The following is a 17,651-nucleotide window of genomic DNA, read 5'->3' as shown; positions in this document are numbered from 1 at the left end:
AATAATTAATCACAAAATAACCCATCCTAACCGTAGCGAACCTGCGGTTTTTTATTTATAATAATTATTATCTGGATTTCATAAAGCGTTCAAAAAATCTGTAAAAAGTCGTATTTTCGTGTGATATACTTAACACAGTGTTTTGAGATGTTGTGAAAGTGAATATTATGTAAAATATTCTTTAATATAACTGTACACAGTAATGAATAGAGACTAGGATGGTGAACTATCGATGCACATCGTCGTCGTTGGCCTGAATTATCGTACGGCTCCCGTGGAGGTTAGGGAACAGTTTGCTTTTGCGGAGAGTGATCTTCCGGCAGCGCTTCATCAATTGATGAAGACGAAGGGTGTGCTGGAAGGGGTCGTAGTAGCCACTTGCAACCGTACGGAAATTTATGTGGTCATGGACCGCCTTCATATGGGAGGGTATTTCCTCCGCGGTTTTATGGAGCAGTGGTTTGGAGTGAAAAATGAGCAATTTGCACAGCATATGTATATATATGAAGACGAGCAGGCGATTGCGCATTTGTTCCGCGTGACCTGTGGCCTGGATTCCATGGTGATTGGCGAGACGCAGATCCTGGGACAGGTGCGAAGTTCTTTTCTCACGGCTCAGGCTGAGGGTGTAACTGGAACTTGGTTCAACCGGTTATTTAAACAAGCGGTGACACTCGGCAAAAGAGCACATAGTGAAACGTCAATCGGCGAAAACGCAGTATCTGTCAGTTATGCGGCAGTGGAGCTGGGCAAGCGGATTTTTGGCATGTTCACTGGTAAAAGAGTGCTGATTCTCGGCGCCGGCAAAATGAGCGAGCTCACTGTAAAGCATCTATATAGTAGTGGTGCGGCTGAGGTGATTGTCGCTAACCGTACGCTGTCGCGTGCGATTGAACTGGCAGAGAAGTTCTCGGGTAAGCCAAGCACGATTGAAGATGCGCTAAAATCTCTTAATGAGGTAGATATCGTGATCAGCTCGACGGGAGCTGACGGCTATGTACTTTCGGCAGATCAGGTAGCGAATGCTATGAAGCGTCGCCCTTCGCGGCCGCTTTTTATGATTGATATAGCTGTACCCCGTGACATTGATCCTGCAGCGGCTAATGTGCCAGATGTTTTTTTGTATGATATTGACGATCTGGAGGGCATTGTGGAGAGTAACCTGGAAATGCGCCGGAGTGAAGCAGCGAAGATTGAAGTGATGATCGGTGAGGAAATGGATGAGTTCCAGCTGTGGCTTAAGACGCTTGGCGTGAGACCGGTAATCCGGGCGCTTCAAGATAAGTCGAATGCGATTCATGAGGAAACGATGGAGAGTCTGTTCAATAAGCTGCCTGAGCTGGACGAGCATCAGCGCAAGGTGATCCGTCGTTTGACCAAAAGCATTGTGAACCAAATGATGCATGATCCAATCAATGTTATTAAAGAGATGTCCGGTGGCAAGCAGGGGAATGAAGCTCTTGATTATTTCTCCAAAATCTTTGCGCTACAGGAACAGCTCGAATCTAATTCAGATGGCGGAGATTCCGCCCCGGTTAAGCAGTCTAGTTCCACAGAACGTACTGCCGGTAGCGGCGATTTTTCTGTGCCTAAGACGGTGCTTGCTCCGGCAGGCCTGTTGGGTAGGTGAGTGATATGCAACTGCTGAACGGAATATATGATGCCGCTCTGCTGCTATATGCCCTGAGCCTGCTGTTTGTTTTCTCGGATTGCCTTTATCGCAACCCGAGTGGGAAGCGGTTAGGCACGGGGCTTCTTGTTGTTGTGGGTCTTTTGCAAGCTGCAGGACTGGGGATTCGTTTCTCTCAGGAGAAGGGACTGCCCATTTTCACACCTTATGATTTCTTGTTCTGGTTTGCATTTAGTATTGTGCTGACTTCGCTTGCGGTGGCTTTTACACGTGGAGGCGAGTTTACGATTCTGCTGCTTAGTGTGGCTGGATTCTGTGTTTTTCTCCTAAATCGGGTGTGGCTGACGGCGGGGGGACATACGCTTGAGACTTGGAGCTCGGTGTATGGCTGGTTGACAATGCATGTGATTTTGGCCAATTTGAGTTTTGCTGCACTGACACTTGGGACGGTATTTGCAATATTGTACTTATTCCTGCACACCAGACTCAAAAGCAAGCAATGGAGTGACCGAATTCGTCGTTTACCGAACTTAGAGACTACAGATAAATATTCTTATACCGCTATTCTGGTGGGGACTCCTTTGCTGGCAATCTCTCTGGTGGTGGCTAGCTTATCTATTGTTTCTGAGGGACGGACACTATTATTGAAGGATTTAAAAGTACTAACGACACTTATTGGCCTTGGAATTTACATATTTTATATTATCTTTAAGAAATCCGGGCGGAAAAGTGGAGTAAGTATGGCTCGCTGGGCGATTTTAGGATATGCTTTTATTATCTTGAATTTTTTGTTGAATTCATTATCTGGTTTTCACGGTTGGAGCGGGGAGTGAAGAGTATGACTCGGTATTTGCCCATAATGCTGGATTGTGAAAAGCAACAGGTTGTGGTTATTGGCGGTGGTGCCGTGGCTGAACGGAAGGTGAGTGGGCTGCTGGAAGCTGGAGCGGTGGTTAAGATGATTAGTCCCTCTTTGACAGATACGCTTGCCTCTCTAGTGAAAAAGGGTCTCATGACCTGGCATGACCGCCCTTATGCTCCCGGAGATCTCCGTGGGGCCTTTCTCGTATATGCAGCCACTAACGATAGAACGGTTAATGAAGAGGTTGCGCAGGAGTCTAGGCGACTTGGCATTCATGTGAATGTGGCTAGCCATGCGGAAGCGGGGGATTTTATTACGCCCGGAGTTGTACGTAGGGGCCGTTTGACGGTAGCTGTATCTACTTCGGGTGCTGGTCCGCTTGCGGCTGCGAAGATTAAAAGTGTGCTTGAAGAGGCGCTGGATGCGGCGTATGAGCCATATTTGGATTTTGTACATACCATGCGAACCCGGATTAAGGAACAAGAATCTTCTGCTGAAGTTCGTAGCAGACTTTTGCGGAAGCTTGGGACGCTCGATGTATTGAATGAAATGAGAAACGGTAGCTTTATTGCGTGGAGCCCGGAGGATATGGATGCTTGGATTGCTGATCATCGGGCGGAGTAAAAGTGCGTGTGGACACTGTGAAGATTACAAAACTAGGTTAGATTAATGATATGAGTACGGCTAAAGTGGCTGAAATGGTCGAAAGAGCGGCAAAAATACCTCTTAATTGAGTAATAGTCGCAGATAGAGATAAATGAAGGGTATAAATACCCTTGAATTGCTCTAAAACGCTCATATTAGTCAAAAGAGGGGCAAAAATACCCCTTAATTGAGTAATAGTCGTCAAAAGAGATAAATGAAGGGTATAAATACCCCTGAATTGCACTAAAACGCTCATATCAGCAAAATGAGGGGCAGAAATACCCCTAAATTGAGCTATAACCGACGAAGGAGCTAAATAAAGGGCAAAAATGCCCTTTAAATAGTGCGTAGTAGCTTTTGGTTAGTTTGGATTACTATATACGGTCTACGGTGAAGAGTAAGAGGCAGACGTAATCAGGAGGAATGGACAATGCGTAAGATTATTGTGGGGAGTAGACAGAGTGCGCTTGCGTTGACGCAGACAGGGCATGTGATTGCGGATCTGGAGCGACTGAGCGAGGAGCATGGTTTTGGATTCACTTTTGAAGTGAAAAAGATTGTTACCAAAGGGGACCGCATCCTAGATGTCACCTTGTCCAAGGTAGGGGGCAAAGGGTTGTTCGTGAAGGAAATCGAGCAGGCCATGCTGGAAAAGGAAATCGACATGGCGGTGCACAGCATGAAGGACATGCCCTCCGAGCTGCCGGAGGGGCTGATCAACGGTGCTGTGCCGAAGCGCGTCGATCCGCGCGATGCACTGATCTCTAACGGAGGCGTCTCGCTGGACGAGTTGCCTCAGGGCGCACGCGTAGGCACAAGCAGCCTACGCCGTTCCAGCCAGCTAGCTGCGCTGCGGCCTGATCTGGTCATTGAGCCTGTGCGCGGCAACATTGACTCGCGGTTGGGCAAGCTGGAGAGCGGCGAATACGACGCGATCCTGCTTGCAGCCGCGGGGCTGTCGCGCATGGGCTGGCAGGATCGCGTGAGCGCCTACCTGCCGCCGGAAGTTTGCCTGCCCGCTGTAGGGCAGGGCGCACTCGGCATCGAGTGCCGCGCAGATGACGCCGACCTGCGGAAGCTGCTGGCGTTATACAACGACGCCAATACAGCGTTGACGGTGGCGGCGGAGCGCACTTTCCTTGGCGCGCTGAACGGCGGCTGCCAAGTGCCAATTGGCGCTTATGCGGTGCTTGACGCAGCCGCGGAAGCCACTACTGCGGAGCACAAAATAATCTCCTTAACCGGGATGGTGGGAACACCTGACGGTTCAACGATTTTGAAAGAAACTTGCACTGGAGTGGATCCGGTACAGCTCGGCGAAGAAGTCGCTAAGAAGCTGATCGCAAGAGGAGCGGAGAAGATACTGTCAGACGTTAGGGGATGAGGGGATTGACGGGGAAGGTTTATTTGGTAGGTGCAGGTCCCGGGGACGCAAAGCTGATTACTGTAAAAGGCCTCGAGTGTATTCGAAAAAGCGACGTGCTGGTGTACGATCGGCTGGCAAGTCCTAGATTGCTGAAATGCATGAAGCCCGGCGGCGAGAAGATTTATGTTGGCAAGCTGCCGGATCGCCACACGATGAAGCAGGAAGAGATTAATCAATTGTTAGTTGATCTGGCTTTACAGGGGAAAACAGTGGTGCGGCTGAAGGGTGGGGACCCTACGATTTTTGGCCGCGTAGGCGAAGAAGCGGAGCTGCTGCGCAAAAATGGGATCTATTACGAAATCGTACCGGGTATCACGTCGGCGATCAGCGTACCTGCTTATGCGGGAATACCTGTCACGCACCGCGATCATGCTTCTTCCCTGTCGATTATCACTGGACATGAGAGTCCAGATAAACTGGATCATTCCATTCATTGGGATAAAGTAACGAATGCCACGGGGACGTTAGTGTTCCTGATGGGCGTAGCAAAAATAGGATATATCAGCGCCCAGCTGATCAAGCATGGGCGCCCGCCAGAAACACCAGTGGCGCTGGTGCGCTGGGGTACTCGCGCAGATCAGGAGACACTGACGGGAACCCTCGCCGATATTGAGGCGAAGGTGAAGGCGGCGGATTTTCAGCCGCCGGCCGTCATCGTCGTTGGCGACGTGGTGCTGCAGCGTGAGCAGCTCAAGTGGGCTGAGGCGATGCCATTATTCGGCAAACGCATCGTGGTGACACGGGCTCGGAGCCAAGCGAGCGAGTTGGTGGATATGATTGAGGAACTCGGCGGGGAACCCTACGAGTTCCCGGTGATCGAGACGATCATGCCGGAAGGCGCAGAGAAGAAGGAGAAGATTGCAGCGGCGTTTGGCGCGCTGGAATCGTACGACTGGGTATTCTTCACTAGCCCGAACGGCGTGGAGTTTTTTTGGCGCCACTTGGCGGAGCAGGGGGCGGACATTCGGGGGCTTCACCGCGCAAGGATTGCAGCGGTGGGGCCGGGTACAGCAGCCGCGCTGGCGCAGCGCGGGGTGATCGCTGAGGAGCTTCCGGCGAAGTTTCAGGCGGAAGGTCTGATTGAGAAGTTCGGTCCCCAGCTGCTGCCGGGGCAGAACGTGCTGTTGCCGCGCGGTGATCTGGGGCGCGACTGGCTGCCGGACAAGCTGAGAGAGCTTGGCCTTCAAGTCACAGACGTCGATACCTATGAGACGGTTGTGACGGGTGAGGATGACGACGAGCTGCTGAAGCTGCTGGAGGAGGGGCGCGTTCACGCGGTGACTTTTACTAGTTCTTCAACGGTGCGCAATTTCATCCACATTCTGAAAAGAATGGGGCTCGAAGATCCGCTCCCATTGCTAGCTAACGTGAAAATAGCCTGCATCGGGCCATTAACCGAGCAGACTGCCGTGGAAGCGGGGCTTACCCCGGGACTGCTACCTGAAGAAGCAACTATTAATAGTCTGGTGCAGGAACTCTGTCGATGGAATGCGGAGACTAGGCTCAAGTAGTTTCATAGAGATAGGTGAGCAATAGCCATATTAATATAAGTAACCTTAGACTGGTTGTAGTTTGTACAATAGAATCTCTTAAATTAAGAATCAATTTCAATTCTACTGTACTCTGTACACTCAAAAGCTGGGTATAAGCACAAAATGAGTCCTCTAGTAGTCAAACAGTTGTATAGAGTGCATTAGAATGTGATTTCGAAGCATTTGAAGTCTTTTCTATTGCACATTCTGCAATGAAATCAGATTGTTAACTAACTGGCAGTTAGACGGGCAAACTATAAATGTCCGTTGTGTCTATATATTTTATTTTCAGGAGGATGAACAAATGAGCTTTCCAATTACACGTCACCGTCGTCTACGCGGTTCTGCTGGAATTCGCGGTATGGTGCGGGAGACCGTACTGAATGTGCTGGATTTTGTACAGCCTATATTTGTGACTTATGGAACAGGTGTGAAGAATGAGATTAGCTCGATGCCGGGCGTGTACCATTTTTCGATGGATACTTTAAAAGCAGAAGTGGACGAGATTGCCGCACTAGGTATTCCGGCTGTGTTGCTATTCGGGATTCCTGAAACGAAGGATGCTATCGGTTCTTCCGGTTTCGCAGAGGATGGAATTGTGCAAGAGGCTACTCGCTTGATCAAGCAGTGGTACCCTGAGCTGTTGGTCGTTGCAGATACCTGCCTTTGTGAATTTACGGATCACGGACATTGCGGGATGGTGCATACGCATACGGTAAACGGTGTGGTACACGGTGATGTCATCAACGATGCTTCGCTAGAGCTGTTGACCCGTACGGCGGTATCCCAAGCTAAAGCTGGAGCAGATATTATTGCACCTTCGAATATGATGGATGGATTCGTACACGCGATTCGTGCGGGACTAGATGAGAATGGCTTTGAACATGTGCCGATTATGTCGTATTCGGTCAAATATGCTTCGGCATTTTATGGCCCTTTCCGCGAAGCTGCGGATTCAGCACCACAGTTCGGAAATCGCAAAACCTATCAAATGGACCCTGCCAATCTGCGCGAAGCGCTTCGTGAAGCAGAATCCGATGTGCTGGAAGGCGCAGATATGTTAATGGTGAAGCCGGCTCTGGCTTACTTGGACGTGATTCGTACGATCCGCGACCAGTTTGATTTGCCTCTTGTGGCTTACAATGTGAGTGGCGAATATTCCATGGTAAAAGCAGCAGCGCTGCAAGGCTGGATTGACGAGCAAGCCGTTGTGCTGGAAATGCTGACTGGCATGAAACGCGCCGGAGCAGATATTATTATTACTTATTTCGCAAAAGATGCTGCGCGCTGGCTGCGTGGTTAATCTATACCTGTGTGACCAAGAACAGAATAGGAGTGAAGATAGATGAGTAATGAGCCAATGGCGCGTAAAGAGGAAGCGTCCCGCAAGGCTTTTGATGAAGCAAAACAATATATTCCCGGTGGGGTGAACAGCCCTGTACGGGCGTTCAAATCCGTAGGCTTGACTCCGATTTATGTGGATCATGGGATCGGATCGCGTATTTATGATATCGACGGCAACAGCTTTATCGACTATGTATGCTCATGGGGACCGCTGATTATGGGTCATGCGCATCCTGAGGTTGTAAAGGCATTGCAGGAGACGGCGGTAAAAGGGACAAGCTTTGGTGCACCAACTTTACTTGAAACTGAAATGGCAAAAACGGTTGTCGAACGTGTAGCCTCTGTAGATATCGTACGTATGGTTAACTCCGGAACGGAAGCGACGATGAGTGCGATTCGTTTGGCACGTGGTTATACAGGACGCAGCAAAATTTTGAAATTCGAAGGCTCCTACCATGGTCACGCGGATAGTCTGCTTATTAAAGCGGGTTCCGGTGTAGCCACATTAGGTTTGCCGGACAGCCCAGGTGTTCCTGAAGGTGTGGCAGTAAATACAATTACAGTTCCATACAATGATTTGGAGTCCACTCAGATTGCTTTCGAACGTTTTGGCAGTGAGATTGCCGCGGTGATCGTAGAGCCGATTGCCGGCAACATGGGTGTTGTACCACCACTTCCGGGATTTCTGGAAGGACTTCGCAAGTTAACTTCAGACAATGGATCTTTGCTTATTTTTGATGAGGTAATGACAGGCTTTCGTGTCAATCGTGGCTGTGCTCAAGGCTTGTTCAACATTACTCCGGATATTACCTGCTTCGGCAAAGTCATCGGTGGAGGACTTCCAGTCGGCGCTTATGGCGGCAAAAGAGAGATCATGGAGCAAATCGCTCCTACGGGACCGATCTATCAGGCTGGCACACTTAGTGGTAATCCATTAGCGATGGCGGCAGGACTCACTACGTTGAAGCTACTGACACCGGAAGTTTATGATCGTCTTGAGCAATTAGGGGCGCGTCTAGAGGCAGGCTTGAAAAAGAATGCAATCGAGACCGGTGTTCCACTGACAATTAACCGTGTGGGCTCTATGGTCTGCCCGTTCTTCACAGAAGGACCTGTAACGAATTTTGAGACAGCCAAGACTAGCAACACGGACCTATTCCGTCGTTATTTTGGTCATATGCTGAGCCAAGGGATTAGCGTACCACCTTCACAGTTTGAAGGCATGTTCGTATCGGCTGCGCATAGTGAGCAGGATATTGATGATACCATTGAGGGCCACTATAATGCCCTGAAGGCCCTTTGAGTATCAGTGCCGGAGAACGAACCGGTGGTGGAGCTTGGACTAGACGCGGGGAGTGGCTGGAAGTAACCCCCGGTAAAATCATTACTGGAGCTGGGGATTCTGAAGCTGCGATTGATAAGTGGCTGCTGGAAACTGTTGGTATGCCTGAGAAGCTTCATCTGCGTCTGCGCCGTGAGGGGGGCATTCAGTGGAAGGGAGATCGACTGCGACTGGCACTTTTTCCGGAACGTGAAGCCGGCATTGAACCGGTATGGGAAGAGCTTGAGGTGCTGTATGAGGATGATTTTTGCTTGGTTGCCCATAAACCGGCAGGGATGGCAGTTCATCCGGATGGCAGTGGCTTAGGTGTAACGCTGGATCACCTTGTAGCTGCGCATTATGTCGCTACCGGTGTTAGTGCAGCTGTAAGGCATATTCACCGACTGGACAAGGATACAACAGGTCCGGTGATGTACGCGAAGAATGAATTCGCTCAGCTTGTCCTAGACGAGAATATGCGTGGAAAAAGCATCTCGCGGCTCTACGCCGCGATCGTCGAAGGCACAGTGCCGCCTACGCTTAAAGTGATCGACGCGCCGATTGGGCGCGATCGTCATCATGCGGCGCGGAGAAGAGTCTCACCCGGCGGACAGTCCGCCGTGACTCGAATCCTCGGACGCGAAGCACTGCATGGCGGGAGCCTGGTGCATGTGCAGCTGGAGACCGGACGGACGCATCAGATTCGCGTCCATCTCAGCCATATGGGTCATCCCTTGTATGGGGATGCGCTATATGGCGGCCCGGTCTGGGCTTCCAGCGCTGCCGGCCGACATGCGCTCCATGGCGAGATGCTGTCTTTCCGCCACCCTTGGAGCGGTGAACAACTGGAAGTAAGCGATCCGTGGTCGGAGGATATGCTTCAGCTGCGGGAGCTGCTGTCTGAAGCGCCTTGACAGCTACGTTATAAACCTGAGAATCGTGGTATCAGCAAATGCTGGTATTACGGTTCTTTTTTTTATCTATTTTTTCGTAGGGTATATAATTTTCTGTTTTTTCAGAAAGAAGCATCTATCTATGTCCTAATAGCAAAAGCAGCATATAATACTTTGTTCATGCGGAGTAGTTCATCTATTGGCCGGCAGATAGGTTCGAATAGTCCCTGAATTTATGAAATTAATAGCATCCTGTCCGGTTAGTGCCACCAAAGTTGTCATGCCTTTCTGTTTGAAGCATATACATGTGGGGAGTAACATTTTGGGCTTATGCTCTGGGCCTGTCTCAGGGTTAGATTATGCCAAGAAGGAGGACATATCCCGTGTTTGATCAGTCCCACGGCTTGCGGTTTGATATTTATGAACGCATTCACCTATCGGAAGAGCTTCCGGGAATAGCTGAGCTGGAGGAGGTTGAACTACTTCCGGAAATCCAGGTGATTCAGCGGGAGGATCGTGCCGAGTTATATGGTCAGCTGTTGCTTACCGGACTCTACCGGAGTGAAGATGACCGAACACAACGTCTGGAGCATGCCATTCCCGTAGAAATCACTGTTCCGCTTACACGCGTCAGCTCGATTGAAGATATCGGGGTGGAGATCGAGAATTTTGATATTGATCTGCTCACGATGCGCACAGTGAATATAACAGGCGTATTATCACTGCGGGGAATCGGTGGTGCGGAGCCTCAACCACAACCGGCCTGGCAGCAGGAAGAGTACACAGTTGCCTATTCCCCTCTCAGTGATGACAGGGTAATCGAAGCATCTGCAGAGAACCAAGAACACGAAACTGATGCACTTTATGAAAATTCACAGTGGACCTTTGGTGAGGATGCATCGGAGGTTGCCGTAGAAGAACATGAGCATGCTGAAGCGAATGCAGGTGCATCAGAGCCCTCATTGGTCTCGAGTGGAGCTGGTCATTCGTCCCCTATAGTGAATTTCTCATCCGCTCATGAGAAGGACAAGGGCGCGAAAGCTCGGACGCATAGTCTGGATTCGCAAACAGAGGATTCCAAAGCAGGAATAGCGGATTACTGGTTTAAAGCTGAGTCACAGAATGAAGCTGAGGCCACCCAGCTGGATCAAGTTAGCCAGGCGAGTCAAGCGGATCAAGAGCAAGAAGCTGAATATACTTTTGCTTCAAGAGAAACCGCTGTTCCGGCAGCTAATGCTGATGCGGATCAAGATATTGCTGTATTCGCTTCGGAAAACGAGGCCAGTAATGAGCTTCATGCACAAGAAGAGAATGCTCAGCCGATCCACGAGAATACGAATGAAGTTCTTGTTTCTCAAGAGACTGTACCACAGTCAGAGGAGAAGCAAGATCTTAAGATTGCGCTAGGAAGCAAGAAAGAAGCAGAGGCTCCAGTCAAAGAGCATCTCACCTTCTCTTCATTACTCAGTTCTAGTCGTTCTCGTAAAGAACAAGAGGCTCTCCTATCTGAAGGAAATGCATCGGCTGCAGCGATCATTCCAGAGGCCGGAAATAATACGGAGTGGAAGAGCAGATTCATTGCTGGAGCAGATGGCGCTAACCTATTCCGTAAGGTTCGCCTTTGCATCGTGCAGCGTGAAGAAACGCTGGATACAATCGCAGAGAAGTATCAGCTAAGTGCGCGGGAGCTGGGAATGTATAATCGATTGTCTGGGCAGAGTGTAGAAGAAGGGCAAGTATTGTACATTCCGTAATTGAATTACAATGCGTACTCATATGAATAGGTGAATCCCGATCTGATAGTAGATCGGGATTTTTGTCTAAATATAAGAATATATAAGTTTCACGTTATAAATTATCCTTATATTTCTCGAATAAACGCTTACCGTCCGTAAAAGGACGTCGAAGGCGTTTATTCTTGTGTGACCGGAGAACGTTAGAATGTGGGGTATCTAACCAACGCAGAGTGATGAATCGAATGAAAATTCGACATATGCACGCTATAAGTCGAAATTCCGCTTAAAGTCCCGCTGTAGAAGCCTATTCAGGTTGACTAGGGATGACTCAAAATGTATTATGGAGTAAGCAATATCTAAGTAAAGACTGGGAACGGGAAGAGTAGGCGGTCAGCCCTTCAGAGAGCGGAATGCAAGTGCTGTGACATTCCGTAGGATACAGCCACCGAAGTCGCCCCGGAGTCGCCCTTCTGAGCTTGTCTTCATGGATATGAAAGATAAGTTAGGATGTGGCCGGTAGCAGCCGTTATCTGTACGAGTGTCGCGCTAAGCTTCTGAACCGCAAGGTAGAGAAGTGCAGGTTTATTTTTCATTGGCGCGAAACAAAGGTGGTACCGCGAAAGAATGGCCTTTCGTCCTTTGAGACGAGGGGTCTTTTTGTTTTTTAGAAACCAACTACAAGTAACCAAGTGGAGGTATCAGAGAATGGCTGACCAAAACAATCTAACAGCGGCAGAGTTGCCGAACTTGCAAGATACAGCGGCAGATGCTGCCGCTGCAAATGATTCTAAGAATGAAATGCCAACCACGTATGATCCGAAATCGGCAGAAACCAAGTGGTATTCCTATTGGACAGAGGGTGGATATTTCCGTGCAGGTGGGCGTCCAGATGCAAAAGCATACAGTATTGTAATCCCGCCGCCAAACGTAACGGGAATGCTGCACATTGGTCATGCGCTTGATTTTACGCTTCAGGATATCCTGATTCGTACAAAACGGATGCAAGGCTTCGACACGTTGTGGTTGCCAGGTACGGACCATGCCGGTATCGCAACGCAGACAAAGGTAGAGCAAAAGCTGCGTGAGCAGGGAATTTCTAGACATGATCTCGGCCGTGAGAAGTTCCTGGAGCAGGTGTGGGAGTGGAAAGATAAATATGCGAACACCATTCATGAGCAGTGGGCTAAGATGGGGCTTTCCCTTGACTATTCCCGCGAACGGTTTACCCTGGATGAAGGGTTGTCGAAAGCTGTACGCGAAGTATTCGTTAAGCTCTATAATAAAGGCTTGATCTACCGCGGCAAACGCATTATCAACTGGGACCCGGCGGCTCGTACAGCATTGTCGGATATCGAGGTTGAATATAAAGAAGTTAATGGTCACTTGTATCATTTGCGTTACCCACTCAAAGACGGTAGCGGATTTATTACAGTAGCGACCACGCGTCCGGAGACAATGCTGGGTGATACAGCGGTTGCTGTTCATCCGGAAGACGATCGTTATAAAGATCTGATCGGCAAAACGTTGATCCTGCCGATTATTGGTCGTGAGATTCCGATTATCGCTGATGATTATGTAGACAAAGAGTTTGGTAGTGGTGCGGTTAAGATTACACCAGCTCATGACCCGAATGACTTCGAGATGGGTCAACGTCACAACTTACCGCAGATTAACGTAATGGATGAGAGCGGTACGATGAATGAAGAAGCAGGACCTTACCAAGGTCAAGACCGGAGTGTATGTCGTAAGGCTATCACTGCTGACCTGAAGGAGCAAGGTGTGCTGATCAATATCGAAGATCATGTGCATCAAGTAGGACACAGTGAACGCTCTGGAGCGGTTGTTGAGCCGTACTTGTCCACACAATGGTTTGTAAAGATGCAGCCACTGGCTGAAGCTGCCATCAATGCACAGAAGGATGGGAACGGGGTTAACTTTGTACCGGACCGTTTCGAGAGAACTTACCTGAACTGGATCGAGAACGTACGTGATTGGTGTATTTCCCGTCAGCTGTGGTGGGGACATCGTATTCCAGCATGGTATTCCGAGTCTACTGGTGAATTGGTTGTGGCAAATGACGAGGAAGAAGCGCGCCGGATCAGTGGTCTAACCGACTTGAAACAGGACGAAGATGTACTGGATACCTGGTTTAGCTCTAATCTGTGGCCTTTTGCCACACTAGGATGGCCAGATGAGAACAGTGCAGATTTCAAACGCTATTATCCGAACGATGTGCTCGTAACAGGCTACGATATTATTTATTTCTGGGTAGCGCGGATGATCTTCTCAGCTCTTGAATTTACCGGAGAAAAACCTTTCTCAGATGTATTGATGCATGGTTTGGTACGGGATTCCGAAGGTCAAAAAATGTCCAAATCACTCGGGAATGGCGTAGACCCCCTTGAAGTAATCGAGAAGTATGGCGCAGATGCAATGCGTTACATGATTTCTACCGGAAGTACAGCTGGACAGGATCTACGCTTCCGTTGGGAAAAGGTTGAGCAGGCGCGTAATTTCGCCAATAAGATCTGGAATGCATCACGCTTCGCGTTGATGAATTTGGAAGGCGTAAGCTTTGAAAATATTGACATTTCGGGTGAGCTAAGTACTGCTGATCGCTGGATTTTGCACCGTCTGAACGAAACTTCTCGTGAGATTACGCGTCTAATTGACTCGTACGAGTTCGGTGAGACCGGTCGCCAGCTGTACAACTTCATTTGGGACGATCTATGTGACTGGTATATTGAGTTCGCGAAGCTGTCACTTTACGGATCAGACGCCGCGGCCAAAGCGAAGACACAGTCTGTACTTGCCTATGTACTAGACCGCACAATGCGCTTGATTCATCCGTTTATGCCGTTTATTTCGGAAGAAATTTGGCAGCACCTTCCGCATGAAGGGGAGACGATTACGCTGGCTGCATGGCCGGAGTATGATGCTGCTCTGGAGAATCCGCAAGCCGTAGCGGAAATGAACCTGCTGATGGATGTAATCCGGGCCGTTCGTAATATCCGGGCTGAAGTGAATGTACCGATGAGCAAAAAGGTTGAATTGATCATCAAAGCGGGTAATGAAGAGACGCTGAGTATTATCACCCGTAACGACAACTACATTGGACGCTTCTGTAATACGTCTTCCTTCGAAGCTGGCCTGAATCCAGAAACGCCGGATAAGGTAATGTCCGCTGTAGTAACAGGAGCAGAACTGCTTCTGCCATTGTCGGGACTCATTGATATTGAACAAGAAATCGCTCGTCTGGAAAAAGAAGTGCAGACGCTGAACAGCGAAGTAGAACGCGTAGAGAAAAAGCTGAGCAATCAAGGCTTCGTGGCCAAAGCTCCTGCTAAAGTTATCGAAGAGGAACGGGCGAAGCAGGCAGATTATTCTGCTAAACGTGAGAAAGTACTTGCCCGCATCGCAGAGCTGAGAGGATAAGAGACATGGATGACCTAAATCGGGGCGGAAGTACCGCCCCTCTTGCGACATACACCGAAGCGGTTGATTGGATCAAGAGCCTAATCCCTTTTGGGATACGGCCAGGTTTAGATAGAATCGAGATGTTGATGGACAAGCTGGGAAATCCGCACCGTCGGCTGAAGTTTATTCATGTGGCGGGTACGAACGGCAAAGGTTCAACTTGTGCTTTTTTGACTAGTGCACTTATACAAAGCGGCTATTCAGTAGGCACCTTTACATCTCCGTATATTACAAAGTTCACGAACAGGTTCCAATATAATAATACGGACATCTCTGAAGAAACGCTTGTCGAGCTGGTTAACCAATTACGTCCACTAGTCCAAGAAATTTCGGAAACGGAGTTTGGCTCACCTACGATGTTCGAGGTAACTACAGCTGTGGCCATTCTATTTTTTGCTGGCGTCTCTTGTCCTGATGTTGTCGTATGGGAGACCGGGCTTGGGGGAAGGCTGGATGTAACGAACATCGTGACTCCGATTGTTTCTGTGATTACTAATGTTGGTCATGATCACATGGATATTTTGGGAGATACGCTAGAGAAGATTGCAATGGAGAAAGCCGGAATTATTAAGACGGGCGTACCTGTTGTTAGCTGCGTAACTCAGCCGGAAGTCGTAGCGGTTCTGAAAGAGAAAGCAGCGGCTTGCCGCTCTACTCTTTATCTTGCCGGAGAAGATTTTAGCTATGAGGCTAATGAAATCCGTGAGGATGTGCAGACTTTTCATTTTAAGGGTCCCTTTCGTTCGCTTGAACTTGGGATCGTAATGAAAGGCGAGCATCAGATTAGCAATGCGGCAGCTGCCATGATGGTACTTGAGGTTCTGCGTCAGTATATGGCCTTTATGCTTGAGGATGAAGATGTGCTTGAAGGTTTGCGCCACGCATTCTGGGCTGGAAGGCTGGAAGAGGTAAGCAAGTCTCCAAGGATTGTACTGGACGGAGCACATAATCCGGAAGGTGCGGAGAGTCTTGCAAAAAGTCTGCCTCAGCTCTATCAATACGGTAAATTAAATTTACTTATGGGAATGCTGTCAAATAAGCATCATGAATCCTACTTTAAGCATATACTGCCTATAGTGGATACGCTCATCCTGACCGAACCGGATTTCCAGAACAAAATGGACGCGGAGAATCTGCAAGTTATCGCAGAAAGTCTGCGGGAGAAATATGCCAAGGAAAACTTGGCGATCATAGTAGAACATAATTGGGGAAAAGCGCTGCAGCTACTGAAGTCGATTACAGCGGAGGATGACCTTGCCGTCGTATCTGGTACGCTGTATTTAATCTCTGACGTACGCGGTACACTTTTGCAGCAACCCGATACTGAAAAAGGCTGGTGACGACTGTTGGATACTACTGAACGTGTGCATTTTATAGGGATCGGCGGCTACGGAATGAGCGCGATTGCCCGGGTAATGCTAGAAATGGGATATACAGTTACGGGCTCCGATGTGGCTGCCCAAGAATTAACGGATAAATTGATTGCTAAAGGTGCCAAGATTTATATCGGGCATACAGCAGAACAAGTAAAAGGTGCGGATCTAGTCGTATACTCTACGGCTTTGTCTAGTGATAATGTGGAATGGGTGGAAGCTGAGCGTCTTAAGATTCCAATTCTGCATCGTTCGCAAATGTTAGCCCGTTTATTGAATGAACGTAAAGGGGTAGCCGTTGCTGGAGCACACGGGAAAACTACCACATCCTCCATGATTGCACTTGTGATGGAAGAGTGCGACGTTGATCCAACGTATATTATCGGTGGAGAGATTATGAATGTAGGTACGAATGCAAAGGCGGGACAAGGTGAGTTTGTAGTAGCGGAAGCGGATGAGAGTGATGGCTCTTTCCTGCACTATCACCCTTGGCTTGGGATCGTTACGAATGTTGAAGCGGATCACTTGGAAAATTACGACGGAGACTTTAACCGTCTTAAAGCTGCATACGTGCAGTTCATGAACCAAACGCGCGAAGATGGAACTGCTATAGTATGCGCTGATGACGAGAATGTGATCTCTCTTTTACCCGAAGTAACAGGTAAGGTGATTACTTATGGCATCAAGTCGAACACTGCAGATTATATTGCCACTGATATCGTTCTAGGCGATCGTCAGGTATCGTACACGATGAATCATAATGGAGAAGTGCTTGGACGGATTGAACTCTCTGTTCCCGGACAGTACAATCTTTATAATTCAATGGCAGCGGTAATCGCTTGTTTGAAATCAGGGATTTCTTTCGAGAAAATCGCTGAAGCGATTGTGAAATTCCATGGTGCGAAGCGCCGTTTTCAAGTGCTCGGAGAAGTCAATGACATTCTGGTCATTGATGATTATGCGCATCATCCTACAGAGATTCAGGCAACGATCAGTGCTGCCAAGGCAACAGGAAAACGGATTATTGCGGTATTCCAGCCTCAGCGCTATACACGTACTTTCTTCCTGTTAGATGCTTTCAGCCGTGCCTTTAGCGAAGCCGACGAAGTCATCATCACCGATATTTACTCTCCGGCTGGAGAGAAACAGATCGAAGGTGTTACTTCTGCGAAGCTGGTTGAGCTAATCGTTAAGAACAGTAATGCGGGCGCGAGACATCTGCCAACCAAAGAAGATGTTCTAGCTGATCTGACACCTCGTATTGCTCCAGGTGATCTGGTGATTACGATGGGCGCAGGCGATATCTGGAAGGTCGGATACGCACTGGCAGACGGGTTGAAGAAGAAGCATTAAGTTTACAAATTGAGGCTAATTCGAGGATATTTATATTCTCTATTCAATAGCACTTCCCC

Annotated in this window: 12 protein-coding genes and 1 other annotated feature; all 12 genes read left to right on the top strand. The window is 48.8% G+C overall.

Annotation, left to right across the window (positions count from 1 at the left end; translation table 11 throughout):
* Positions 1–232 precede the first annotated feature (232 nt).
* A complete protein-coding gene (gene hemA, locus MHI27_RS24700) occupies positions 233–1,630 on the top strand; it encodes a glutamyl-tRNA reductase (protein WP_405174885.1) in 1,398 nt (465 codons plus the stop codon).
* Between the two features lie 5 nt (positions 1,631–1,635).
* Positions 1,636–2,463 carry a cytochrome c biogenesis protein CcsA gene (gene ccsA / locus MHI27_RS24695; protein WP_076300727.1) on the top strand — a complete coding sequence of 276 codons (828 nt, stop codon included), beginning with the start codon at positions 1,636–1,638 and terminating at the stop codon, positions 2,461–2,463.
* 5 nt (positions 2,464–2,468) lie between these two features.
* Positions 2,469–3,116 carry an NAD(P)-dependent oxidoreductase gene (locus MHI27_RS24690; RefSeq protein ID WP_339798217.1) on the top strand — a complete coding sequence of 216 codons (648 nt, stop codon included), beginning with the start codon at positions 2,469–2,471 and terminating at the stop codon, positions 3,114–3,116.
* Positions 3,117–3,567: 451 nt separating this feature from the next.
* Positions 3,568–4,521, top strand: coding sequence for a hydroxymethylbilane synthase (hemC, locus tag MHI27_RS24685; protein ID WP_339798214.1), 954 nt, complete (start codon positions 3,568–3,570; stop codon positions 4,519–4,521).
* Between the two features lie 5 nt (positions 4,522–4,526).
* A complete protein-coding gene (gene cobA, locus MHI27_RS24680; RefSeq protein WP_405174884.1) occupies positions 4,527–6,074 on the top strand; it encodes a uroporphyrinogen-III C-methyltransferase in 1,548 nt (515 codons plus the stop codon).
* Positions 6,075–6,399: 325 nt separating this feature from the next.
* A complete protein-coding gene (gene hemB, locus MHI27_RS24675) occupies positions 6,400–7,398 on the top strand; it encodes a porphobilinogen synthase (protein WP_405174883.1) in 999 nt (332 codons plus the stop codon).
* A gap of 42 nt (positions 7,399–7,440) precedes the next feature.
* Positions 7,441–8,742: a glutamate-1-semialdehyde 2,1-aminomutase gene (gene hemL / locus MHI27_RS24670; protein WP_042191199.1), complete on the top strand. Its 1,302-nt coding sequence runs from the start codon at positions 7,441–7,443 to the stop codon at positions 8,740–8,742.
* The gene (locus MHI27_RS24665) at positions 8,739–9,674 is read left to right on the top strand and encodes an RluA family pseudouridine synthase (RefSeq protein ID WP_405174882.1); all 936 of its coding nucleotides are present in this window, start codon (positions 8,739–8,741) and stop codon (positions 9,672–9,674) included. The genes hemL and MHI27_RS24665 overlap by 4 nt, the downstream gene beginning before the upstream one ends.
* A 362-nt stretch (positions 9,675–10,036) precedes the next feature.
* A complete protein-coding gene (locus MHI27_RS24660; RefSeq protein ID WP_340972465.1) occupies positions 10,037–11,407 on the top strand; it encodes a LysM peptidoglycan-binding domain-containing protein in 1,371 nt (456 codons plus the stop codon).
* Between the two features lie 342 nt (positions 11,408–11,749).
* Positions 11,750–12,032: a binding site (T-box leader), on the top strand.
* A gap of 155 nt (positions 12,033–12,187) precedes the next feature.
* Positions 12,188–14,824 carry a valine--tRNA ligase gene (locus tag MHI27_RS24655; RefSeq protein WP_076286506.1) on the top strand — a complete coding sequence of 879 codons (2,637 nt, stop codon included), beginning with the start codon at positions 12,188–12,190 and terminating at the stop codon, positions 14,822–14,824.
* A gap of 5 nt (positions 14,825–14,829) precedes the next feature.
* Positions 14,830–16,206 carry a folylpolyglutamate synthase/dihydrofolate synthase family protein gene (locus MHI27_RS24650; RefSeq protein WP_042191194.1) on the top strand — a complete coding sequence of 459 codons (1,377 nt, stop codon included), beginning with the start codon at positions 14,830–14,832 and terminating at the stop codon, positions 16,204–16,206.
* A gap of 6 nt (positions 16,207–16,212) precedes the next feature.
* Positions 16,213–17,592: a UDP-N-acetylmuramate--L-alanine ligase gene (gene murC, locus MHI27_RS24645; protein ID WP_042191191.1), complete on the top strand. Its 1,380-nt coding sequence runs from the start codon at positions 16,213–16,215 to the stop codon at positions 17,590–17,592.
* Positions 17,593–17,651 lie beyond the last annotated feature (59 nt).

Source organism: Paenibacillus sp. FSL H8-0261, from assembly GCF_045040645.1.
Taxonomy (GTDB): Bacteria; Bacillota; Bacilli; order Paenibacillales; family Paenibacillaceae; genus Paenibacillus_AQ.
Note: the sequence above shows the minus strand (reverse complement) of the source record. Positions and strands in the feature narration are given on the sequence as shown.

Bases quoted from the DNA above. Each gene is read 5' to 3' on its own strand.
- MHI27_RS24655 (WP_076286506.1), top strand. From the start codon at position 12,188: ATGCCAACCACGTATGATCCGAAATCGGCAGAAACCAAGTGGTATTCC.
- ccsA (WP_076300727.1), top strand. From the start codon at position 1,636: ATGCAACTGCTGAACGGAATATATGATGCCGCTCTGCTGCTATATGCC.
- hemL (WP_042191199.1), top strand. From the start codon at position 7,441: ATGAGTAATGAGCCAATGGCGCGTAAAGAGGAAGCGTCCCGCAAGGCT.
- MHI27_RS24690 (WP_339798217.1), top strand. From the start codon at position 2,469: ATGACTCGGTATTTGCCCATAATGCTGGATTGTGAAAAGCAACAGGTT.
- hemC (WP_339798214.1), top strand. From the start codon at position 3,568: ATGCGTAAGATTATTGTGGGGAGTAGACAGAGTGCGCTTGCGTTGACG.
- hemA (WP_405174885.1), top strand. From the start codon at position 233: ATGCACATCGTCGTCGTTGGCCTGAATTATCGTACGGCTCCCGTGGAG.
- hemB (WP_405174883.1), top strand. From the start codon at position 6,400: ATGAGCTTTCCAATTACACGTCACCGTCGTCTACGCGGTTCTGCTGGA.
- MHI27_RS24650 (WP_042191194.1), top strand. From the start codon at position 14,830: ATGGATGACCTAAATCGGGGCGGAAGTACCGCCCCTCTTGCGACATAC.